Origin of the sequence: Paenibacillus sp. OAS669 (genome assembly GCF_014873645.1) — a bacterium.
Classification (GTDB): Bacteria; Bacillota; Bacilli; order Paenibacillales; family NBRC-103111; genus Paenibacillus_S; species Paenibacillus_S vulneris.
Genome location: NZ_JADBDR010000002.1, coordinates 25614 through 48755 on the forward strand (window position 1 = coordinate 25614; position 23142 = coordinate 48755).

At 47.9% G+C, this 23142-nt stretch carries 26 protein-coding genes; 19 read left to right on the plus strand and 7 right to left on the minus strand.

What is annotated here, in order from left to right; all coding sequences use genetic code 11:
- The first annotated feature begins 193 nt into the window (after positions 1–193).
- Complete coding sequence (locus GGC63_RS05500) at positions 194–955, plus strand: ATP-binding cassette domain-containing protein (protein ID WP_318780988.1); 762 nt, start codon at positions 194–196, stop codon at positions 953–955.
- On the plus strand, positions 948–1697 hold the full coding sequence (locus GGC63_RS05505) for an ABC transporter permease (RefSeq protein WP_079909013.1): 750 nt from the start codon (positions 948–950) through the stop codon (positions 1695–1697). The genes GGC63_RS05500 and GGC63_RS05505 overlap by 8 nt, the downstream gene beginning before the upstream one ends.
- 408 nt (positions 1698–2105) lie before the next feature.
- Here the strand turns inward: GGC63_RS05505 and GGC63_RS05510 are convergent, their stop codons facing one another.
- From GGC63_RS05510 to GGC63_RS05520, 3 genes are all read right to left on the minus strand, one after another.
- On the minus strand, positions 2106–2807 hold the full coding sequence (locus tag GGC63_RS05510; protein WP_192701461.1) for an RluA family pseudouridine synthase: 702 nt from the start codon (positions 2805–2807) through the stop codon (positions 2106–2108).
- 3 nt (positions 2808–2810) lie between these two features.
- On the minus strand, positions 2811–3674 hold the full coding sequence (locus GGC63_RS05515; RefSeq protein WP_192701462.1) for a class I SAM-dependent methyltransferase: 864 nt from the start codon (positions 3672–3674) through the stop codon (positions 2811–2813).
- 125 nt (positions 3675–3799) lie between these two features.
- A complete protein-coding gene (locus tag GGC63_RS05520; protein WP_192701463.1) occupies positions 3800–4924 on the minus strand; it encodes a peptidylprolyl isomerase in 1125 nt (374 codons plus the stop codon).
- Positions 4925–5254: 330 nt separating this feature from the next.
- Here GGC63_RS05520 and glgB point away from each other — a divergent pair, with 330 nt between their 5' ends.
- From glgB to GGC63_RS05545, 5 genes are all read left to right on the plus strand, one after another.
- Positions 5255–7180, plus strand: coding sequence for a 1,4-alpha-glucan branching protein GlgB (glgB, locus tag GGC63_RS05525; protein WP_192701464.1), 1926 nt, complete (start codon positions 5255–5257; stop codon positions 7178–7180).
- 4 nt (positions 7181–7184) lie between these two features.
- The gene (locus GGC63_RS05530) at positions 7185–8351 is read left to right on the plus strand and encodes a glucose-1-phosphate adenylyltransferase (RefSeq protein ID WP_079909018.1); all 1167 of its coding nucleotides are present in this window, start codon (positions 7185–7187) and stop codon (positions 8349–8351) included.
- A 15-nt stretch (positions 8352–8366) separates the two neighbouring features.
- The gene (glgD, locus tag GGC63_RS05535; protein ID WP_225948023.1) at positions 8367–9467 is read left to right on the plus strand and encodes a glucose-1-phosphate adenylyltransferase subunit GlgD; all 1101 of its coding nucleotides are present in this window, start codon (positions 8367–8369) and stop codon (positions 9465–9467) included.
- A gap of 63 nt (positions 9468–9530) precedes the next feature.
- Positions 9531–10961, plus strand: coding sequence for a glycogen synthase GlgA (glgA, locus tag GGC63_RS05540; protein WP_192701466.1), 1431 nt, complete (start codon positions 9531–9533; stop codon positions 10959–10961).
- A gap of 91 nt (positions 10962–11052) precedes the next feature.
- The gene (locus GGC63_RS05545; RefSeq protein WP_225947982.1) at positions 11053–11892 is read left to right on the plus strand and encodes an HAD hydrolase family protein; all 840 of its coding nucleotides are present in this window, start codon (positions 11053–11055) and stop codon (positions 11890–11892) included.
- Here GGC63_RS05545 and GGC63_RS05550 read toward each other — a convergent pair.
- The gene (locus GGC63_RS05550; protein ID WP_192701468.1) at positions 11887–12117 is read right to left on the minus strand and encodes a hypothetical protein; all 231 of its coding nucleotides are present in this window, start codon (positions 12115–12117) and stop codon (positions 11887–11889) included. The genes GGC63_RS05545 and GGC63_RS05550 overlap by 6 nt on opposite strands.
- Positions 12118–12438: 321 nt before the next feature.
- The gene (locus GGC63_RS05555) at positions 12439–13053 is read right to left on the minus strand and encodes a nitroreductase family protein (protein ID WP_192701469.1); all 615 of its coding nucleotides are present in this window, start codon (positions 13051–13053) and stop codon (positions 12439–12441) included.
- Positions 13054–13272: 219 nt separating this feature from the next.
- Here GGC63_RS05555 and GGC63_RS35310 point away from each other — a divergent pair, with 219 nt between their 5' ends.
- On the plus strand, positions 13273–13437 hold the full coding sequence (locus GGC63_RS35310; protein ID WP_225948024.1) for a DUF3973 domain-containing protein: 165 nt from the start codon (positions 13273–13275) through the stop codon (positions 13435–13437).
- A 40-nt stretch (positions 13438–13477) separates the two neighbouring features.
- Here GGC63_RS35310 and GGC63_RS05565 read toward each other — a convergent pair whose 3' ends face one another.
- The gene (locus tag GGC63_RS05565) at positions 13478–13732 is read right to left on the minus strand and encodes a hypothetical protein (RefSeq protein WP_192701471.1); all 255 of its coding nucleotides are present in this window, start codon (positions 13730–13732) and stop codon (positions 13478–13480) included.
- Positions 13733–13863: 131 nt separating this feature from the next.
- Between GGC63_RS05565 and GGC63_RS05570 the strand changes: the two genes are divergently transcribed.
- Entirely contained in the window at positions 13864–14565 is a 702-nt protein-coding gene (locus tag GGC63_RS05570; RefSeq protein ID WP_225947983.1) for a PIG-L deacetylase family protein, read from the plus strand.
- A 32-nt stretch (positions 14566–14597) separates the two neighbouring features.
- Positions 14598–14771: a hypothetical protein gene (locus GGC63_RS05575; protein ID WP_179135889.1), complete on the plus strand. Its 174-nt coding sequence runs from the start codon at positions 14598–14600 to the stop codon at positions 14769–14771.
- A gap of 33 nt (positions 14772–14804) precedes the next feature.
- Here the strand turns inward: GGC63_RS05575 and GGC63_RS05580 are convergent, their stop codons facing one another.
- Complete coding sequence (locus GGC63_RS05580; RefSeq protein WP_179135890.1) at positions 14805–14975, minus strand: hypothetical protein; 171 nt, start codon at positions 14973–14975, stop codon at positions 14805–14807.
- Positions 14976–15106: 131 nt separating this feature from the next.
- On the opposite strand from GGC63_RS05580, the gene GGC63_RS05585 reads away from it, so the two are divergent.
- The 9 genes from GGC63_RS05585 (at position 15107) to GGC63_RS05625 (ending at position 23111) form a co-directional block, all read left to right on the plus strand.
- Complete coding sequence (locus tag GGC63_RS05585) at positions 15107–15574, plus strand: DUF2306 domain-containing protein (protein WP_192701472.1); 468 nt, start codon at positions 15107–15109, stop codon at positions 15572–15574.
- 156 nt (positions 15575–15730) lie between these two features.
- Complete coding sequence (locus tag GGC63_RS05590; RefSeq protein WP_192701473.1) at positions 15731–16156, plus strand: histidine phosphatase family protein; 426 nt, start codon at positions 15731–15733, stop codon at positions 16154–16156.
- Positions 16149–16658 (plus strand): hypothetical protein, encoded by a 510-nt coding sequence (locus GGC63_RS05595; protein ID WP_192701474.1) that lies wholly within the window; start codon positions 16149–16151, stop codon positions 16656–16658. Before GGC63_RS05590 ends, GGC63_RS05595 begins: the two co-directional genes overlap by 8 nt.
- A gap of 155 nt (positions 16659–16813) precedes the next feature.
- On the plus strand, positions 16814–18514 hold the full coding sequence (locus tag GGC63_RS05600; RefSeq protein WP_192701475.1) for a molecular chaperone HscC: 1701 nt from the start codon (positions 16814–16816) through the stop codon (positions 18512–18514).
- On the plus strand, positions 18514–20490 hold the full coding sequence (locus GGC63_RS05605; RefSeq protein WP_192701476.1) for a J domain-containing protein: 1977 nt from the start codon (positions 18514–18516) through the stop codon (positions 20488–20490). The genes GGC63_RS05600 and GGC63_RS05605 overlap by 1 nt, the downstream gene beginning before the upstream one ends.
- Before the next feature lie 22 nt (positions 20491–20512).
- A complete protein-coding gene (locus tag GGC63_RS05610; RefSeq protein ID WP_192701477.1) occupies positions 20513–21160 on the plus strand; it encodes a DUF1266 domain-containing protein in 648 nt (215 codons plus the stop codon).
- Positions 21161–21572: 412 nt separating this feature from the next.
- Positions 21573–22298: an FAD-dependent thymidylate synthase gene (gene thyX, locus GGC63_RS05615; RefSeq protein WP_192701478.1), complete on the plus strand. Its 726-nt coding sequence runs from the start codon at positions 21573–21575 to the stop codon at positions 22296–22298.
- A gap of 6 nt (positions 22299–22304) precedes the next feature.
- Positions 22305–22709 (plus strand): GNAT family N-acetyltransferase, encoded by a 405-nt coding sequence (locus GGC63_RS05620; RefSeq protein ID WP_192701479.1) that lies wholly within the window; start codon positions 22305–22307, stop codon positions 22707–22709.
- Between the two features lie 51 nt (positions 22710–22760).
- Complete coding sequence (locus GGC63_RS05625; RefSeq protein WP_192701480.1) at positions 22761–23111, plus strand: VOC family protein; 351 nt, start codon at positions 22761–22763, stop codon at positions 23109–23111.
- Positions 23112–23142: the final 31 nt, after the last annotated feature.

Below are 23142 nucleotides of genomic sequence, written 5' to 3' on the forward strand. Positions count from 1 at the left end.
GTTTTTTCAATATCTATAGAGGATTTACATTTTGGGGCTTCACGCAAGGCGCCTGAATCTACTTCGTGGCCAAGCCAACCTTAAGGGGGCTCATTAGTTTGGGCTGTGCGAAACCTTATGGAAAAAGTTATAATATATAGAGTTTTTGTTATCGGTCTGACATTTATTTTTGGGCGGCAGGAAGGGGTACTTAGTGAACGATTATCCGGTTTTAGAAATAAACGGCTTGAAAAAAAGCATCCAGCAGCAGGAAGGATGGAAATGTTTATTTTCCAATGTTAGCACACGCGTAGCGGAGCCTTCGATCATCTCACTGCTAGGGTTATCGGGTCAAGGAAAAAGCACGCTTCTGAGGATTATCGCGATGCTGGATGCCGCGGAGGAGGGCACGATTCGGTACGAGGGGCGTGTTTCGACGCAGTGGAATCCGCAGGCTTGGCGTAAGAAAATTGGCTTCGTTGCACAGCATGCAGTCATGCTGGAAGGCTCTGTAGAGCATAATCTGAAGACGGTCAGTCTTTTGCATCGGCAGTCCTTCAATGCGCCATTAGCCATGGAATTGATGCGGAATGTTGGTCTGGAGGAAATGGATTGGAGCAAGAACGCGCAGGATTTATCCGGAGGAGAGAAACAAAGAGTAGCGTTAGTCCGTTCCTTGCTGATGCAGCCGCAACTACTGCTGCTGGACGAAATTACGGCTTCCCTGGATTTGCACAGCAAACAGGCTGTGGAGAAGCTGCTGCAAGCGTGGCATGAGAAATACGGAACCTCCCTGATCTGGGTTACCCATGATCTGGAGCAGGCGCGTGCAACGAGTCACAGAGTATGGTTTATGGCAGACCACACTTTGCTGGAAGACCGTCCAACCAGTGATTTCTTTGAGAGACCGGATACGGAAATCGGGCAAAAATTTCTCCAGGTCACAAAGTGCGGTGAAGGAGGCACTTATGAATAATGTGGCATTAAGCTTCACGCTTGTATTTATTGCCATAACGATCCTGATTTCGATGTGGCAAAAGCTAGGCTTGGGCAAAGAAATTGCTATCGGTACGGTCCGTTCTGCCGTACAACTGCTGTTCATCGGCTATGTGCTTCAATTCGTATTTAACGCCCGGCAGCCAGTGTTTTTAATTCTCATCTTGTGCATGATGATCGCCGTAGCTTCCTGGAATGCAGGCTCGAGGGGAAAAGGGCTCTCCGGCATCCGATGGCGAATCGCCATTGCGATTTCTACGACGGAAGGGCTAACCATGGCACTGCTGCTTGGTTTGGGAATCATAGAGAAGACCCCTCAATATATTATTCCGATCAGCGGGATCACCATAGGAAGCGCAATGGTCGTATCCGGCCTCTTCATTAATCAAATGAAGCGTGAGGTTCAGGCGTCCAAGGGGGAAATTGAGGTGCTGTTGTCGCTTGGAGCGACGTCGCGCCAGGCGATACACGAACCGCTGAAGCGATCCGTCAAATCCAGCATGATCCCTACGATTGACGGAATGAAAACAGTGGGCCTGGTCCAGCTGCCCGGGATGATGACCGGGATGATAGTCGCGGGAGCGGATCCGGTTCAAGCCGTTAAATATCAAATTCTAATTATGTTTACTCTCGTATCGTCGGCTGCATTAACTAGTATTATACTAAGCTTACTAAGCTATAAGCTGTGGTTTACGAAAGATGATAGACTTCGATCGCTATAAGTCCGGTTGATCCGGCTGTTGAAAGTGGAAAGAACGGCGGCTGCCCGTTTGGACCTTGGAGAGGTTAAAAAAGACAGCGGAGACCGCTGTCTTGAGTTTGTCGGGAAACCAATAGAGCTTGAACTACTGCCAATATACTCTGGTGGGGTATGCCCCTCCAGCCGCTATTGAAACCCGTGAAAGTAGACTATATTTAGCGGTATTTTCACGGGTTTCAAAGGCGGACGTAAACTCCTCCGAGGCATACCCCACCTCCATATGTGGCATAGTTCAAACAAAACACGGTTTCTAAACAACCTGAAGACAGCGGAAACCGCTGTTTTAGTGATTGGTCATAATGTCATGCAGTAGGAAAGCTCTCATTGAGCTATGAAAAAAGGATGCCGCAATGCGGATCAGATTAGCTCATTACTGGAATCTATCGCCCCAAAGAAACCAAGGGTACGCTTTGGGCGGATTCGAGCGAAAGCGCAGCGTTTCCTTTGTAGTAGGGTGCTCGAAGCTAAGCTCGGTTGACCAAAGAGCGATTTGCTGCCCGGGCTTCGTCAGGTGAGCGCCATAGCGCTGGTCACCAACGAGCGGACAGCCTATCGCAGAGAATTGAACCCGGATTTGATGAGGTCTCCCGGTGTGAAGCTCAACCCGGACAAGAGAGAGTCCTTCACTATGATCGACAACCGTATAATCCAATATAGCTTCTTTGGCTCCAGGCTTGTTGGGCGGCACTACGGAAACGGTGTTCGTCTTGGAGTCCTTGAGCAAGTAATGGGTCAAGGTTCCTTGCGGCTGTTTCGGCTTGCCATTCACCACGGCCGAATAGATTTTGCGTATGGAACGGGTTCGAACGGCATCGGATAGCCGCGAGGCGGCTTTGGAGGTTTTGGCAAATACCATAACGCCGCCTACAGGCCGATCCAACCGGTGAACGAGTCCCAAATAGACGTTACCGGGCTTCTGATGCCTGTGTTTCAAGTCCTGCTTAATCATCGTAAGCAAATCCGGATCCTGTGACTGGTCCTCTTGGGTCGGGACATTCACCGGCTTAACGACGACAATTACATGATTGTCTTCATATAATACCGGAATGGAGGGGAGAGAGGCCTGACCCATAGGTTAAGCCTCCCAGCGTCCTAGAATGCCGCACGGGAGCATAAGCTTGGATGCTGTAATCGGGAGTCCGATTTCGCCGCAGGTAATATTGCCTCCATAGGATCTGCCCATGGACATGGCCAAAATATTTTTCAGCACGGTTGCCGAAATCCCCGTTGTGTAAGAGTTGATCAGCATGAAAAGCGGCTTGTCCGACATAATTTGCATGCAGGACTCTACGAATGGGTAGAGGTTGGTTTCGAGCTTCCAAGTCTCTCCGCTAGGACCACGGCCATAGGAAGGCGGGTCCATAATAATGGCGTCATACCGGCTGCCGCGGCGCTGCTCCCGCTGGACGAATTTGAAGACATCGTCCGTAATAAACCGGACAGGACGGTCGCCGAGCCCGGACAGCTGCAGGTTTTCCTTGGCCCATTGAACTACGCCCTTCGATGCATCCACATGACATACTTCCGCGCCGGCATAAGCGCAGGCTACGCTGGCTCCACCGGTGTAAGCAAATAAATTCAGAACGCGAATGCTGCGTCCGGCCCCCTGAATCTTATCGATCATCCAATTCCAGTTCGCCGCCTGCTCCGGGAAAAGACCGGTATGCTTAAAGCTGGTCGGCTTGATATGAAATTTCAGCTTATCGTAGGAGATGGTCCAGCGCTCCGGAAGATCCTGTTTATATTCCCATTGACCGCCGCCGCTGGAGCTTCTATGATAGTGGGCATCGGCGTTTCGCCATTGACCGGTTTCCTTGCCAATCGGCCAAATGATTTGCGGGTCAGGACGCCGAAGAACGATTTGTCCCCAACGCTCCAGCTTTTCCCCGTTACCCGTATCGATTAATTCATAATCTTTCCAATCGTGTGCTGCAAACATGACGTTACCTTCCTTCTAGGGCTATACCCATGCATATCTTTGATCCTACCACATTTTACACTAATTGCTTGCACAATGCCATGCAAGAAGACCGGGGAGCGTCCCCGGTCTTTTGGAGTGTTTATTTATTTGGGCAAATCTACATGCTCAATCAACGCAGGCAGCTCTTTCGTCATGAATTGATTGTAGTTCTTATCAATGAGCTGATTTTTGATGGTTTCCTTCACATCGTCATAAGAACGCGTGGTGCGAGACTCTACGCGGATGATGTGGTATCCGTACTCGGTTTCTACCGGATCGCTGATTTTGTTCAGCTCGAGAGAGATGGTCGCTTTCTTGAAGGCATCCGTCCATTTGACTACAGGCTCGTTCGTGTACAAGCCTCCGTTGTCGCTGGAGCCGGGGTCTTCGGAGTACTGTTTGGCCAATGCAGCGAAATCCCCGCCATTTTTCAGCTTATCCTGAACCTCCTTAAGCTTTTGGGAAACTTCGGCCTCCGTGCGTGCCTTTCCGTTGTCATCTTCCTTCATAATCAGAATATGACGTACCGAGGCGCTGATAATGGACTCGTCGTTATTTGCCACCGCCTGGTCGTAAGCCGCTTTGACAGTAGGCTCGTCCGCCGTCGAATCGAGCCATGTCTGGGTAGCTACCACACCCTGAACATAGTTACGGATATCCGACTCGGTAATTCCTTGTTTACTCATGTCAGCCGCACGAGCGTCAAGAAATGATTTGGCTTCCGCGACTTGCTTTTCAGCGGACTCGAGAGCTTCCGCGCGGTCCGTTTCATTTAATTTACTGTTGATGATGCGGGAAGCGATAATCTGGTTAATAACATATTGTTTGAATGCATCGTCAGGTTCTTTGGCACCGTATTGCGGATTGGTCATACGAAGAATGTAGGCGAATTTCTCGTAATCCCCGCGGGTTACCTGGCCTCCTTCATAGGTGGCCACAACGGCAGCCATATCGACTTTTTTGCCGACCCATACGGTTTGGGTATCGCCGTCCCATTGGACTTCCTTGCCGAGGGCTTCGCTGACGAAACGAAGCGGCACATACGTGGTCCCGTTATAGATAAACCCTTGACCCTGTTCTTCGGTCGGCGTTTTCACGATTCCGTCAAACATATATTTGATGTTTTGAAAATATACTTCAATCTGTGTCCCGCTCGCATAAGCGACCGATCCGGTCAGCATGACGCCAAGGGATAGTCCAAGCACGAGCCCTTTAAACTTGTCGTTCATTGGGGGAATTCATCCTCTCTTTTACTAACTCATGATATAGTCCAGTAGAAGATATTCAAGCTCAAGCGGCAATTTCCTGCATACCCGTTAGAAAAAGGTCAACTAATGTCAATTTTATAGAGATCCGATCGCTTTTTAGCGGAGCTTGTAAAATAAAGATTTTCTTCGAGAATACATAGGAAATGAAATAAAAATTTACCATGTAGTGGAAAATAAGGATGTTTTCAGAATTGCTGTAGAATTTGAAAAGTACGGAAAGGAATTTGCAGCCCGATGTAGTATTTGATTAATAGAGGCCGCAAAATTGAACAAAAAGGGGATGTATGACCTATGATGAGCGTAATCCCCGGTCCGGAAGATCTTTACCTCTTCCATGAGGGGAGCTTATTCCGCAGTTACCGGGTGCTGGGAGCGCATTTTACGGAACATGAAGGCACCCTTGGCGTTCGGTTTACCGTCTGGGCGCCGCATGCCCGTGAAGTCCGAGTCATTGGGGATTTTAACTTTTGGAACGGAAGCAGCCACGTTCTCCGTAAGGTGAGTACCTGGGGAGTATGGAGCTTGTTCGTTCCGGGAGTCAAGGAAGGCGAGTACTACAAGTACGAAATCGTAACCGCCCAGGGCACATTGGTATGGAAGGCGGACCCGTATGCTTTTTACTCTGAGCTGAAACCGGGTACGGCCTCGCGTGTGACATCGTTGGAGGGCTATGAGTGGCATGATCAGGAGTGGCAGCACAAGCAGCAGTCCCCCTATGCACAGCCTATGAACATTTATGAAGTCCATTTGGGAACATGGAAAAAGAAGCCTGAAGACCAGTATTACTCCTATCGGGAGCTGGCTGATGAGCTGATCGACTATGTCGTGCATATGGGATACACGCATGTGGAGCTGCTTCCCTTGGCCGAGCATCCGTATGATCGCTCATGGGGATATCAGGCTACCGGGTATTATTCGGTCACGAGCCGATTCGGAACTCCGAAGGACTTCATGTATTTCGTGGACCGATGCCATCAGTGCGGAATCGGCGTTATTATGGACTGGGTTCCGGGTCATTTTGTCAAGGATGATCACGGACTGCGCCATTTTGACGGCCAACCTCTCTATGAGCACAAGGATCCTTCGAGAGCGGAGAAGCCTCAGTGGGGGACGATGTCGTTTGACTTTTCCAAGCCTGAGGTGGTTAGCTTCCTTATTTCCAACGCCCTCTTTTGGATGGATGTGTTCCATATTGACGGATTGCGCGTCGATGCGGTAGCCAGCCTGCTGTACTTGAATTTTGGCAAGCCGCGCAATGAATGGATTAAGAATGAGCAGGGCGGGGATGAAAATCTGGAGGCGATCGCTTTTTTGAAAAAGCTGAACCAGACCGTGTTTGCCCACTACCCTAACGCGCTCATGATGGCTGAGGATTCCAGCGATTGGCCGCTTGTAACTGCTCCGGTTTATTCCGGGGGTCTTGGCTTTAATTACAAATGGAATATGGGATGGATGAACGATATGCTCCGCTATATGGAGACTGACCCGTATTTCCGCAAAAGCAAGCATAATATGCTTACCTTCTCGTTTATGTACACTTACTCCGAAAATTACGTGCTGCCTCTATCGCATGATGAGGTGGTTCACGGCAAAAAATCACTACTCAACAAGATGCCTGGTGACTATTGGCAAAAATTCGCTAACCTCAGGGTGCTGTTCGGCTACATGATGGCGCACCCCGGCAAAAAGCTGCTGTTTATGGGCGGCGAATTCGGTCAGTTCGATGAGTGGAAGGATCTCGAGGATTTGGATTGGGAGATGCTCACCTATGACAGCCACCGCAGTATGCATCAATACGTCCACGATTTAAACCACCTTTACTTGCAGGAGAAAGCGCTATGGGAGCTGGACCATAGGCCCGAGGGCTTTACCTGGATCGACCCGCATGACCGCGACCAAAGCATCGTTACCTTTATCAGACATTCCAACGACCCGGAAGATTTCTTAGTTGCCGTTTGTAACTTTACACCGGTAACCCACGCCAGATACCGAATCGGCGTACCTTATGCAGGAGAATATAGGGAGCTCTTTAACAGTGATACCCCTGTCTATGGCGGGTCCGGACAGTTGAATACGGGCAAGCTGAAAACCGAGAAGGTGGAGTGGCATTCACAGCCCTTCAGTTTGCATATCACGATTCCACCGTTAGCAACCGTCTTTATAGAGCCTGTCAAGATTCGACGTAAAGCAATCGCTGGTAAAAGAGAAAGGGGATAGGTTGATGCGAAAAAAAGAGTGCGTGGCCATGCTGCTTGCAGGGGGAGAAGGACGTCGTTTAGGCGTATTGACCAGTAAATTGGCTAAGCCTGCCGTTCATTTTGGAGGGAAGTACCGGATCATCGATTTTACGCTTAGCAACTGCACGAATTCAGGAATCGACACCGTTGGTGTACTTACACAATATCAACCATTGGTTTTAAATACATATATCGGCATTGGAACCCCTTGGGACCTTGACCGCAAAAACGGCGGCGTTACGGTGCTGCCTCCCTATATGGAGCAGCAAGGCGGGGATTGGTATAAAGGAACAGCCAATGCCATTTACCGGAACATATCGTTTATCGAACAATACGATCCGGAGTATGTGCTGGTGATATCAGGCGATCACATCTATAAGATGGACTACGATATGATGCTTGATTTCCACAAACGAAAAGGCGCCGACGCAACGATCGCCGTCATCGAGGTGAAGTGGGAGGAAGCCAGCCGCTTCGGGATTATGAGTACGGACGATGATGACCGGATCATCGAATTTGCCGAAAAACCGAAGGAGCCCAAGAGCAACCTGGCTTCGATGGGCATTTACATATTTAACTGGCAGGTGCTCAAATCGTATTTGGGCAAGGATGAGATGAATCCTGATTCCAGCAAAGACTTCGGCAAGGATGTCATTCCACTCATGCTGCGGGAGCGGTTAAATATGTTCGCCTATCCATTCGAAGGGTACTGGAAAGACGTGGGCACGATAGAAAGCCTGTGGGAAGCCAATATGGATTTATTGGAGAACCAGCCGTTATTTAATCTGAATGATCCGGAATGGCGTATCTATTCCGTCAACCCGTGCCAGCCCGGACAGTATGTGGCTCCAACCGCACAAATCCGCCGCAGCCTGATTAATGAAGGATGCAGCGTGCTCGGAGAAGTAGACCATTCCGTCTTGTTCTATGGCGTGCAGGTCGGGGAAGGAAGCTTTATAAAAGATTCTGTCATCATGCCGAATGTACGCATCGGGAGCAACGTAAAAATATACAAGGCTATCATTGGCGAAAACACGACGATAGAAGACGGCTGCGTTATTGGCGAGCCTGACGAGCAATCCAATATTATTTTGATCGGCAGTAACGAGACTATCACAATGGCAGCAACGATGGCCAACTTGAAAGGGTGAGTTCTTATGAAGCGTATGATGGGCGTAATCAATCTGGTGAACGAGCCGGATGATCTGGAAGAACTGACCTATTCTCGCTGCGTGGCCTCCGTGCCTTTTGGAGCGAGATACCGATTGGTCGATTTTACGTTATCTAATATGGTGAATTCCGGCATCGAGAATGTTGCAGTGTTTACGCAGCATAAATACCGCTCCCTGATGGACCACTTGGGCTCAGGCAAGGAATGGGATCTGGATCGCAAGCGGGGCGGACTATTCCTGCTGCCTGCGATTCTTCATGAGACGACAGGCATGGCGCGCGGCGATTTATTTCAATTTTATAGCCATCGGGATTATTTCTACCGCGCCCGGGAAGAGTATGTCGTTATTTCACGCAGCCATATCGTGTGTAATATTGACTTGAACGACGTGTTGGATCAGCATCTGGAGAGCAATGCGGATATTACCGTTGTGTATAAGCAAGCGGACGATGAGGAATTCGCCAAATTCCGCCGGCTTGCCGTCAAAGAAGACGGCCAGGTCACTGTAATGGAGGATCAATCTGGCCGCCTGCGTAACGACAGCATTTCTATGGAAATGTATGTCATGAGCAAGGAGCTGCTGCTTGATATGGTAGAATCCTGCCTGGCGCAAGGATACGATCATCTGGTAAGAGACGGTATTATGAAAAATATCGATAAGCTGAGCGTCTACGGCTATATGCATCAAGGGCATACTGGCATAGTGAATACGATTCAAAGTTACTATAAACATAGCATGCAGCTGTTGAATCCGAAGGTATGGCGCGAGCTGTTCTTCCAGAAGCACCTGATATATACAAAGGTTAAGGATGAGCCTCCGGCGCGGTATGCGGAGAATGCTCATGCTCGCAATGCTCTGATTGCCAATGGGTGCACAATTGAAGGCAAGGTAGAGAACAGCATATTGTTCCGGGGCGTAAAAATACGCAAAGGGGCTTATGTAAAGAACAGCATCATCTTGCAAAACTGCGAAATTGAAGAAAATGTCATTATAGAGAATGCGATTCTGGACAAAGATGTGTTTATTAGTAGAGGTCGTGTACTGACTGGAGACAAACAAGCACCGTTTATCGCTTCCAAGACCAAGGTTATATAGAAAAAACAGCGTGTTGGAAGAAGACTTCCAGCACGCAATATAATAAAGGAGTGGTAGGAAGCCATGAAAGTGTTATTCGCTGCGTCGGAAGCCGTACCTTTTGCCAAAACCGGAGGCTTGGCCGATGTTATCGGATCTCTGCCGAAGGAGCTGGCCAAGCAAGGGATTGACGTAAGAGTTATACTGCCGAACTACGAGGATATCCCAGAGGTCTACACCAAAGCCATGGAGACCGTGGCGACCTTTACTCTGGAGATGGGATGGCGGCAGCTGTACTGCGGGATTCTGAAGCTGGAGCATGACGGCATTATCTTTTATTTTGTCGATAACGAATATTATTTCAAGCGCCGTGGCTGTTACGGATATGGCGATGATGCAGAGCGTTATGCCTACTTCTGCAGGGCGGTTATGGATTCGATGCAGCACATCGATTTCATTCCGGATATTCTTCACTGCCATGACTGGCAAGCGGGGATGGTTCCTGTGCTGCACAGAGTTCACTTCAGCTATCAGCCTGAATATGCGAACATCAAGACGATCATGACCGTTCATAATTTAAAATATCAAGGGGTGTTCGCCAAGGAGCAGTTCAAAGACTTTTTTGCTCTAGGGGACGAGCATTTCACCGGGTATGCGTTAGAGCAGTATGGAGGCGCTAGCTTTATGAAGGGCGGGCTGTTATACTCCGACTTTATTACTACCGTTAGCCCTACCTACGCTCAGGAGATACAGACACCGTTCTATGGAGAATATTTGGACAGTCTTATGCGAAGCCAGAGCGGAAGACTACTTGGCATCATAAACGGAATCGACTACGAAGAATTCGATCCGATGACCGATCCGCATCTGGAGGTCAATTACCGTGACTCCCTGCCGAAGAAGCAAATGAACAAAGTCAAGCTGCAGGAGAGGCTGGGATTGCCGGTCAACAAGGATGTGCCGTTGATCGCTCTGGTAACGCGTCTGGTGGAGCAAAAGGGCCTTGCGCTTATCGACCGCGTCATTGAAGAATTAATCCAGCTGGATGCGCAATGGGTTATTCTGGGTACCGGCGAACATCGTTATGAGCAGCTGTTCCGGTGGGCAGCCGACCGTTATCCGGACAAGCTGTCGGCGAATATTCTGTTCGATGAAGGATTAGCTCGTCAAATGTATGCCGGCTCAGATTTGTTTCTGATGCCGTCCCAGTTCGAGCCCTGCGGGATTGGACAGCTTATAGCTATGCGCTATCGCTCGGTTCCTATAGTCCGTGAAACCGGCGGGTTGAAGGATACCGTGCAGCCCTATAATGAATCTACAGGGGAAGGGACCGGGTTCAGCTTCGCGCATTATAACGCTCATGATATGCTGTATACGGTAGAAAGAGCTGTACAGCTGTACCATGACGAAGAGGCTTGGACCCGAATCATGGCAAACATTAAGAAGAAGGATTTCAGCTGGCGCAAGTCTGCGCAGCAATACGCTGCCCTATACGACCAGCTGGTAGAAACATAAGTGAAGACGAGGAATAATGCAACGACCTTAAACCAACGCCGTCATGGCGTTGGTTTACTTGTTCCTGCACAAACCGGAGAGGGGATTCCGATTGAAAACCAAATATGTAGTCACCGACTTGGATGGTACACTGCTTCGTTCGGACGGCGTGCTGTCTTCCTTTGCCACGAACGCCCTGAATCAGGCGTTGGATCATGGCATTATCATTACCTATGCAACAGCCAGAAGCTATAAGAGCTCTACAACCGTAGCAGGGAATGTGGATTGGAAATATCCGTTAATCTTATACAATGGCGCCCTTTTATTCGATCCTGTCGGCATGAAGAAGCTGGATGGAGCGTTTCTTAGTCCAAGCTTGACCGGGCAGGTGATCCGGTTAGGCAAGTCGTTTGATTTAAGTCCTCTTTGGTTCGCCTTAGACGAACCGTTCGAGGAGCGGGTGTTTCATGAACCGCTGAAGCGCAAGGGAGAATTGCAGTTCGTCTCCAGCCGTCCTAATGATCCGAGATTCCGGGAGCTTCCGGAGCTACATCATTCAGATCGGTATTCTACGCTAACTCTTACCTATATTGGGTATAAAGCAGAGCTCGAGCCTTTGATGAATGCGATCCGCCAACAGTTTGGGGACTTTGTTCATCTTCATTTCATGCCGGATGCCTATATTGCAGATCATTATTTTCTTGAAGTCAGCCACCCCAAAGCTAATAAAAAGGAGGGGCTGCTGAAGTGGGCGCAACGGTTAGGCTGCGACCCGGAGGATATTATTGTCTTCGGCGATAATTTGAACGATATCGGATTATTTGCGGCAGCCGGAACCGCCATTGCCGTTGATAATGCCCAGAAGGAGCTTAAAGCGATTGCGGATCAGATTATTGGTTCGAATGAGGAAGACGGTGTAGCTAATTATGTGATGGGCTTGATTCCGTCATGAATGATCGGCAGCCAGGTCATCATAATACATCGTTTCATTATTAAACGAACGATTGATAGACAAAAACGTATGGATGAGCTCGAAGAGCTCGGATTGATCCAATTGCAAAGACACGGTTTCTTCACTCGACGGATGGGTCGAAACGTTAAGCAGGATGGATTTGTGATCTTGATCGACTTGAATTTCCCATTGGTCTTTTTTTAGTACGCTTTCCCACACGTGCAATCACGCTCCCCTTTTTTTGCTATAGGCTCATGCTTGTTCCATAATTGGACATGATATTCATTATATGATTTCTTTTTCACAAATATGTCTTCGTAATAGAGCAAGCCTTGTATGGAAGCTTCAAATTTTTTCTTTTGTGGTATGGTGTAGACAAGCACTTAAAAATGAGAGGTTGAAAGATAAATAGCCGTAATGAATGAAAAAAAGCGGAGCAGCCTATGCTCCGCTTTCGTATACCATGATAGAATTCTTATTTTCGGGGCTCGCGTAACGTGCCTGTATCAGCTTCAATGCTAAGGCAATCGCTTTTGCGGTGATATTTTATTTAGACACGCTTCCTTCAAAAATAACCTCTTGAAGCGGCCGGCGGTTATTAGGTACCTCGCGCTGCTGGAGAGGCTCTGGCAGTAAGCTCGCGTCGCCCTGGTAGCCCAGCGTTACTACGGCGTGCAGTTCGAATTCTTCCGGAACATTCAATAAAGAACGCGCCAATGTCTTATCGAAGCCGCCGATAGCATGGGTAGCCAGACCGAGCAATTTGGCTTGCAGCGCCAAGTAACCCCAGGCTGTGCCGGCATCGAAAGTGTGAGCCGGATTCGCATCTCCATTAGCTCTTGTTTTGTCGGAAGCAACCAATATCAGGATAGGGGCTTTATCGGCCCACGAACGGTTGAATTCATTTAGAAATTGGTGGAATACGGCCAATTGCTCCTCTGTTTTAGCTACGATAAACCGCCAAGGCTGATCGTTATAGGATGACGGAGCCCAGTGAGCGGCTTCCAAAACGGTGAAAAGGTCGGTATCCGAAACTTGCTGATTGGAATAGGCACGAGGCGACCATCGATTCAGAAACACCGGGTTAATGGGATACTCGGATTGCCGATGGGCTTGAACCTCTTCTTGAACCTGATTAAGAACCAAACTGGATTGACTCATACAATAATACCACCTTTCCAATAGGAATTATATGTAATATAACATACTTATCATTAGTAAGCAACCGCACAATAATAACTTCTTATAGTAAACTATACATTACAGCGAGAACCATTTGCCATGATTTACAGATATTTCACAAAAATCTGCATAATTATCATATTTTCTTCATAAAAGTATGTGTAAATGGAAGTGATAAAGAAAAAAAGAGGTGCGGCCATGTATTATTGTATCTGTTGTAAATATTTGCATTCCTTTCACCATACAAAGGAAGAAGTTGTATTTAAAAGCGGGTTTCACTATGTACAATCCAACCTGTATCCTGCAGGATTTTGCGGATTAGGCAAGCTTTACGCGAAAGAAGATCAGCCTGCAACTGCATAAGAATCAAAAAAGCCCCTCACGAAGAGGGACTTTCGTGCTATTAATAGATAGGACCGAAGCGGGGTCTGTCCAATAAAGCGATAACCAGCAAATCAAATAATACTAATGGAATGATGAACGGGAAAAAGGAAATGGTAGCTTGATTGCGTCCGCTCGGACGAATGGCTTGAATATATACTTTATCATGTGTTACTTTCATGATTTTGCCTTCATAGGTATCTCCTTGTACGGTTGTGATCCGGACGTTTCGATGCATATACTTTTTGCATTGGTTATAGGTATGGGAATGGGACATAATAACCCTCCTTTCTAGCGGGACATGATATACTATATGCGATTCTATTAATGAAGGTTCGGGATTCATATAGCTCTTCTACTCTTATTTCTATCGAGCAGAATTGATATAATAAGTGTGAGGAGATGATGATGATGGGTCGAACGGCCGCTTTTATTTTTGCGCATCCGGATGATGAGACTTTTATGTGCGCTTGTTTAATTAAACAGCTTGCAGAGAACGGGGAGAATCCTGTACTTCTGCTGGCTACCCGAGGCGATGCCGGAAAAAAGAATGGCGATGTAGCCCATTTGACGAATGAGGAGCTTGGAACGCTTCGGGAGCAGGAGATGGCTGGTGCGGCTAACATTATTGGTATAAGCAAAGTCGAGCACCTGAGATACCCTGACGGGAAATTAAAGGAGGTAGAGGAGAACGAGTTCGTGGGGCGTGTGGTTGATTTTATTCAAGAGCATCAGCCTCAAGTGGTCGTCACCTTTCCGAAGGACGGAGGCAACTTTCACCCCGACCATATGACGATTTCCAAAATAGCGACTTCGGCCGTTCTAAGCGGGCGATGCCCATCGGTTCAGAAGCTTTATTACATAGCCTCCAGCACGCTGCAAGAGAGCGGCCATCATCCTTCTATTACGTTGGATACGGAACCATATTGGTCCATGAAAGCAGAAGCGCTGCGAGCGCATCAATCGCAAATTTATGCGATTCAGAGATATTTCGGCGATCTGGAGTCGTTTCCGGAGAATCGCCGGTATGAATCCTTTGTTCTTGCGTGGGAAAGAGGTGCTTGGTACCCTGCAAGATTAGAGCAGTCGATTTATGATGGGATCATCTGATAGAGGCTGAACCAAAAGGGGAGAAGATTCAATTGACAAGACAATATGCTATCGATATGGCAAAAAAATTATTTAGGGAAACCGAGAAGTCCCATTACGTCATATGGTTTCCGGATTCGAACGAATATGTTGTTATGGATCAAGACGAATTTGCCAGAAATAAAGACGAACTGAATAGATCGGTTGTATTCAGCATTGAAAATTGATGGAAGTACAGGAGAGGAGGGGGTCCCCTCCTGCTATTCCCATCCCTTGGGTTCCGTCTTCGGCTTCTTGAACAGCGATATTTTTTGCCACCATTTTTGGTGCTGATTCTCGTTCAGAATGCACCTTACCTGCTGCATCAACAGCTTGGCCCTGTCCTCACCGCGATAAAGCTTCAGTTCTTCGTAAAATTTTTCCGAATCCATTGATTTCACCTGATGTATGTAATTTGCGTAGAGCACTATCGTAGCAATTAATTGCAGCCAATTCAAGAATAGAACTGGAAGGTCAAGGGAATACCAGCGAACCGACATAAGAAATGAGGAAGTTATTAGACGTGAATACCTATGGTTTGATCCTGACGCTCCATATCGTAGCAGGCACAATATGCCTTACAACGGGCGCGATATCTGCTTTCGCCCAAAAAAGAAAAGGGCTGCATACCACCGTGGGTGAGCTTTATCACGCTTGCTACGTCGTTATTCTTCTAAGCTCCGTTATCATGGCTATCATGCATTGGGCGGAGAGCGCCTATTTGTTTTACATCGCCATTTTTTCATACGGGCTGGCCTATTACGGGTATATCGCCAAAAAAAGACGACGTCCCGGATGGATAGGACAACATATCGGCGGGATGCTCGGTTCATATATCGGGATCATAACCGCTGTACTAGTCGTTAACGGACATCACATTCCTGTGCTGAATCAGCTGCCTATTCTGGCCATCTGGTTCCTGCCCACCATTATAGGAACCCCGCTTATTGTTATGGTGGGGAGACGATATAAACGAAGGACGAAGGCTTGAGGAATCAGGCTTTTTTTTCGTTTCGGGGCTCCCGCAAAGCAGCCGAATCGGCTTTGAGGCTAGGCCCACCTTGCGGTTTTGTCGCTGCTGGATATTACGACCATTTCTGGTATGTGCTATGATAGGGTGTATAAGCCTAATAAGGGGGAACGAGCTATGGCAGTTTTTTATCTCGTCAGACATGGAGAGCCGGATTGGGGCTTGAAAGAGGAGAAGCAATTGCAAGGAGCGATGAGAGACTTCGTTCCGTTGACAGCGACTGGAGTGCTTCAAGCTGAGCAAGTGATGAACTGTCATCCGTATTTACGAGAGTGCGATCTGTTCCTATCTTCACCGTATACGCGGGCGCTTCAGACAGCTGCCATCATGAACCGAACGTTGGGCAAGCCTTTGCTGGTAGAATTTGACCTTTACGAATGGACACCGGATCAATGGGAGGCAGCTTCGGCCGATGAAATTCACGAGCTGTGGAAGGATTATATGCTTCACGACGGTTGCTGGCCAAAGGGAGAAACGCGGCTATGGGAGACCAAGGCAAGCTTATTGATTTCACATATGACGGAGAGTAGCGTTCATGAATAAGATCAAGATCCAGGATATTATAGTCAGATCCTTCTTGCTGGGAAGCCTGTTCCTGTTTGCTTATGTTCCTGCTTACTTTATAGCCGGCACTTCTTATTCTTTAATTTCACCGATCCCGGCAGACCATTCACGGTCAGTCTCATGGATTTATTATGGTTTTATCTTTTGCCTGATTCCGTATACCGTCACAGGTCTCATGTTGAACGGCATGTGCAAGAGAGCGACCTGGAAGGATTTCGTTCATGCTGTTATCGTGACGACCGTGGCGGACAAGCTTCTGATTGTCTTGTTGGCAACCCTGCTGGCTCAGGGCTTCCCGCAGTCATGGTACGGATGGGGATTTCCGTATGCAGGCTACAACCTCATGTGTGAGGAGCTTCCGTTTTACTGCCGAAGTTACATAACGGAATACCATATTGCCGATACCATCTTAGGGGCGGCATTTATCTGCTTGGGCTATTGGATTGGAGGCATTGTGAAGCATAGAGTAAGTCATGTATAGGCCAAGAGGAAATTCGATCCAAAGCCGATTACCTTAAAAAATAGGCTCCCCAGGTAGGCAGACTTTAAAAACAAGCTTCAAATTCCGATAAACATCTTTATGGAAACGAGAGAGTTTTCCTAATACAACAAAATTTTGAAACGGGGTAACAGGCAATGACAATGATTGGTATTGATTTGGGAACCACGAACAGTCTGGTTGCCTATTGGACTGAAGAAGGGCCCAAGATTATACCGAATGTGCTCGGGGAAAATTTGACCCCTTCCATAGTCAGTGTAGATGAAAATGGAGAAATTCTGGTTGGGCAAATCGCGAAGGAACGGTTAATCACACATCCGGAACTTACAGCAGCCGCCTTTAAGCGGTACATGGGGACGGAGAAAATATTTCGTCTTGGCCGGTACTCCTTTACCCCTGAGGAGCTGTCTTCGTTCGTCGTCAAATCTTTGAAATCCGATGCGGAAGCGTTCCTAGGTCAAGAGGTGACAGAGGCGGTCATCAGTGTTCCCGCCTATTTTAACGATACGCAGCGGAAGGCTACCAAGAGAGCGGCGGAAATTGCCGGTCTTAAGGTAGAGCGGCTTATCAGCGAGCCAACAGCGGCGGCCATTGCCTACGGACTGCACCAGGAACGGTCGGATACAAAGTTCCTTGTCTTTGATTTAGGCGGAGGCACCTTCGATGTATCGATATTGGAGTTTTTCGAAGGGGTTATGGAGGTGCAGTCCATAGCTGGGGATAACTATTTGGGGGGCGAGGATTTTACGCAGCTCCTCGTTTCCTATTTTTACGAAACCAAGGGTATCGACTACCAGGAGCTGGATTTCAAGGCGCGTTCCGCGCTATTCAAGCAGGCGGAGCTGTGCAAGCGTGCATTGGGCAGCAATCCAACGGGACAAATGAGCTTTACCTGGCAGGATCAGGAGTACGAGCTGACTTTGGATCGTGCCGGCTTTGAGAAAATTGCCGGCCAGCTCATATTTCGTCTGCGGCATCCCATCGAACGCGCGCTGCGGGACGCTTCCCTCTCGCCGGATGAGTTGGATGCGGTCATTCTTATCGGTGGGGCAACGAGAATGCCTATTATCAAATCGGTTGTCAGCAAAATATTCGGCAGGCTGCCGTTCAGCCAGATCAATCCGGACGAAGCAGTAGCTCTCGGGGCTGCCATCCAGGTTGCGCTTAAGGAAAGAAACGAAGCGCTGAAGGAAGTCGTTCTGACGGACGTGTGCCCTTATACATTAGGTATCGAAATAACGAAGCGATTGGGGAACGGCCACTTTGACGACGGTCACTTCAGTCCGATCATTGAACGCAACACACCTATTCCCGTGAGCAAGGTGGAAAGGTTCTACACTATACACGATCAGCAAAAAGCGATCCAGGTCGTTGTATTCCAAGGGGAAAGCCGTAAAGTTGATCAGAATATAAAGCTTGGCGAGCTGTCTGTTCAAGTACCTCCGGATGAAGCGGGCAGGCAAGCGATCGATGTCAGATTCACCTATGATATTAACGGGATTTTGGAGGTGGAGGTGACTTCGGTTAGCAATGGGGTCAAGCAGAAGACCATCATAGAGAAAAATCCGGGCAAGCTGACGCAGCAGGAAATCGAGAACAGATTGAAGGAGCTGCAGGATATCAAGATTCACCCCCGGGAACGAACGGAGAACAGGCTGCTTCTTGCCATGGGAGAAAGGCTGTATGAGGAAGCGCTGGGTGAGAAGCGGGCGGAAATAGCCTTTTTGCTGGAGCAATTCGAACGGGTTCTGGCTTCTCAAAACGAGCAGGAGGTTAAAAAGGCTGCCTCAACACTCAAGAAGCAGTTAGAGCATTTGGAGAGGTGGCGTGACTTTTAATGCAATTGTGGGACATACTCGGGGTGGAGCCGACGGACGATGTAGCTGCCATCAAGAGAGCGTATGCTGCCAAGCTGAAGTTGCATCATCCCGAAGAAGACCCGGAGGGCTATCAAAGGCTCAGGGAGGCTTATGATCAAGCCGTAAAATGGGCTAAAAAGCGAAGCAAGGAGCGCAGCTCCGAACAGGAACAACATAAGCTCGAGGCCTCCGCAGCCTTGGATACCGAGCAAGCAGAAGCCTATGGAAGGAATGAAGAGCCTGAGGAGGACGAATGGGAGGAGGACGACGATGAGGACGAGGAATATGATGAGGAATCGGAACAGCCTTATCATGTTCATAGGCTATTATCCTATATTGAACGGAATGAATCTCTGAATGCCAAAAGTCCGGTAGAATCGTTTTTATCGCAGGTGGAGTCATTATACCAGAACTTTAACTCGCGGGTAGATACGAATGCTTGGATAGAGCTGTTGAATGCGGATGTCGTATGGAACGTTAATTTACAAAGCAGCCTGTCCCAAAGCTTGCTTGACTTTTTGGAGGAAGAGCATTATTACTTGCCGGAAGACGTATGGAGGCTTCTCGAACAGGCGTTTCATTGGAAGGAGCAGGCCGCCCAGGATCCGGATTGGTTTCAGGGGCATTACCCCAAAGTATATGCCTACGCTGTAGCACATGAACAGCCATTGCACAGGGGATATTCGGTTCTTCTCCAAGCTTCGGATCTGGACTATGACGCTTTTCTGGCTTATAGGGAAAAAGGGCTGCTTGCTTTTCTGGAGCAAAATTATCATTTGGCCGCAAGCCTGCTAAACCAAGCGGAGGAACGGTTCGACTCCGATCCCGATGTCATTCGGCTGCAAATGGAATGCTCTATACGGTTAGGTCATTGGGAAAATGCGTTGTATGCATGCAACCAATTAATGAAGGTAATACCGGATTCGCTGGAAGCGTATTTGAGCCGGGATCGGGTTAGGCTTGAAGAGGGACATGCCAGGGAGGCATTGCAGGATCTCTCCAGGGTTCTCGAGCAAGCTCCAAGCCACACACTCGCTCTTTCCCTTGCCGGGAATTCATACAAAAAGCTTGGGGAGCCTGACAAGGCGCTGGAAGTCTATAAAAGGCTTCTGCAAGCGGATCCTAATGATATCGAAGCTATGCTTTCCATAGCGGAAATTCAGGCGCAAAAAACAGAAGAGCTGCGAAGGAAGGGAGGAAGCGGCAAGAGAGCGGAGCTGAAGCGGCTTAAGGTGGAGCTTGGAAGGACTCCGCTGGGATTTAGACTGAAGCGAAGCGCATTCCTGCTCATCGGAGGAAAGTGGTTCACTCTGATTGCGATCCTTGCGCTTCATATTTTCATTTATTCTTCCTTTGTGAAGCATACGGGGGAAACTCCCCTTGGTTTTATAGCCAATCTCGTAAAGCCTGTGGAACTAAAGACCATTACCTCAACAGCCGATCTGGAGCTTCTTCCTCCGAAAGTCAATGCCGTGAAGGTGAAGCTGTCCAACGCGGCTTACATGGGGATTAATGAAGTGGTGACGAAGGACGCTAACGGAAAGCCTCAAACGTTGTACCTTTCAACAGCCGAGGTAGAAAAAGAGGGGCTGTCATCCCAGGTGGAAGGCTACCTGAACATCGGTTATTTGAATGGAGACCCTATTCTTATCGTCAGCAATTATAGGCAGGCCAAAGACATCTATGATAACAAATCGATTGAAATCAGTGGAACTGTCCGTCCGCTGGAATCGGATGAGATGCTGAGAGAATACGATAAGTGGAAAAAGAAATTCCCTAAAGCGGTACAGAATCCGTTATATGAAAAATATTTGGATTCAAAAAAGAAGAAGCCTGTTCCTACCCGGTCCATTCTTCCGTTCCGCATCTACGTATATACTTTTATTTTGCTTCTGTACTACATTTCATTATCTAAAGAAGTAAGAAGAGTGTGGAGGTTCCTCCGCTATACTTAATGGTTAAAAGAGAGGATCGACAATGAACCCTGCTGCTGAGCAAATCAAATTAGCTTCCCAGCCTTATGTAGAGGCCTTGACGGCGATGTGCATTGTAGGGCGCGACGGAGACTACCATGTACAGAATCCGGAATGGATTTATTCGAAAAGAAGCTTTATGCGCAACATGCTTACCCACTGGGGGGTCGGAAGCTCAGATGAGCTTAAAAAAAATATAGAATGGTCCATAGCAACGGGTCAAAGAAAAGAATTTGATGATATGGCCCTTCTGCTGTCCTCCCTTTCGGAAACGGACAGAAGGCGGTATCTGGAATCGCAAAAAGGGGATACGGCCCAAAGCTTTAAGCTGTCCATCGTAAACAGCTATCTTGGGAGAATGCCAGCTGGAGGTATAGCGGCGAACGACTATACGTGGGCTGTCTTTAAATGCTGCGCGGGACATAAGATGGATTATTTAACCGAGGATGAAAAATGGACTTATATAGGAGACATTATCCAATTGGTTAAAAATCAATATTCGAATTGGAAAGACTATCTGATCAGCTTTACCGTTGGCGGCGCTTTTAATTCCACGCTTCAAAGCAGTGATTATATCGGTGAAAACCAGGCGATTATCACTAAGCTGCTGGTGTCTGATTACAGTCCGTTGCGGCAGGCGATTTTAAAGTAGCGGGGGAACAAAGGAGGCGGGTTACCTTCTGGGTTTGTTGAAAAACCTGGGAGGCTTGAAAAATTGCGTCGGTACCCCGGTAGGGTATCCCCCTCCGGTCGCTGTTGTTCTCGGGAAATTTTGATTATATTCGCCATATAGCGGGAATTCCCCGAGAACAAAGGCGAACGCTATCGCTCCTACAGTGGACACCCCACCTATAACCTTTGCATTTTTCGTATGATAAAGTTCCTCAACAACCAGGGAGGCGGATTACCGCCTCTCTTTGTTTTTTGGGAAAATAGGAAAAGAAAGGCAAGATGGAGATAAAAGAAAGCATGGACACAAAGCAAGAGGAGTATGGTATAATCTCCCTGTTCTGACATCGATTATTCATGACTTATCAACCGTCAAGAAGGAGATGCATATTTTCATGTCGTTTATTCAAGTGCTGGATAAAGGTTACGTAAGGCTTGTTAATCATATGGGATCGGATTTATCGGTCGTGAACGCAGCGCGCGTGTCGTATGCCAAAGAATCGAAGGAGCTGGAGCCTAAGGATATCCGGTTACTTCAATTTTTGGCAAGAGAGGGCCACACGTCGCCTTTCAGACATGTAGTGCTGCAGTTTGAGGTCTACGCCCCGTTAATGGTGGCTAGACAATGGTGGAAGTATGTTGTCGGTTCCGCTCATATGGAAGGGACGGGTGACAGCCTGGAAGGCTGGAATGAATCCAGTCGAAGATATATTACGGAGGAGCCGACCTTCTATATTCCCCGGGATGATGAATGGAGAAGCAAGCCGGCCAATTCCAAGCAAGGAAGCGGCGAACCGATAGATAAAGAAATCGGCATGAAGATGACACAGAAATTAATCGATTATATCGAGCTGGGCATTCAAAAATATGAAGAGGCGCTCAATAACGGAGTATGTGCAGAGCAGGCACGGTTATTTTTGCCATCGTACGGTATTTATGTTCGTTGGTATTGGACGGCTTCTTTGCAATCCGTGTGTCATTTTCTGAATCAAAGGCTGGAGCATGACGCTCAGAAGGAAATTCAAGAATATGCAAAAGCTATTTTGGAGCTGAGTAAGCCGTTATTTCCTTATTCCGTAGCAGAGCTAATGCAGCAACATGCTGCTACCGGCCAGGAGTAATCAGGGATGGAGCTGAGCTTCCAAGATAATGCGGGATGTACCGCTGTAGAGGTCGCGGAGCTATTCAGGCGTTCCGGTATTCGCAGGCCGGTTGATGATTTGGAACGGATTCAACGGATGATAGCTTATGCAGATGAAATATTGACCGTAAGGGATGGCTCCAAGCTAGTCGGTATAGTTAGAGCGGTAACTGATTATGCGTACTGCTGCTATATTTCGGACTTGGCTGTAGACCGCGCCTATCAGGGAATGGGGATCGGCAGACAGCTTATCGAGAGGTTAAAAAAGAAGCTGGGGGAAGAAGAAATTCAGTATGTGCTGACCTCGGCTCCCAAGGCAGTCGGATTTTATGAAAAAATAGGCTTTGAACGGGCCGATAAGGCTTTTGTAATAAAAAGGAAGAAAAACTAGAGTGCCCTAGGTTCATACGAAGTTGCCAATGAATGGAGGCTGGTGATTAGAATGATCGTCAAACGTATTGTAGCCAATATAGCTGCTCAGGATATTGCTGCGGCCAAGAGCTTTTATCACGACATTCTTGGTCTTGATTTATGGATGGATCATGGCTGGATTGCGACCTATGGATCCAATCAGGAGATGAATGTTCAGATTAGTGTTGCATCCTCAGGGGGCTCCTCGACACCAACGCCTGATTTATCCATCGAGGTCGATGATGTTGATGCTGCTTATGGCCTGATGAAGGAAGCGGGATTTCGTATTGAATACGGGCCTGCCAATGAACCTTGGGGTGTCCGCCGCTTTTATGTCAGGGATCCGTTCGGCAAACTGATTAATATACTCACTCATACTTAAGTGGACTTTTGCCCTGATTCTTAAAAACCGC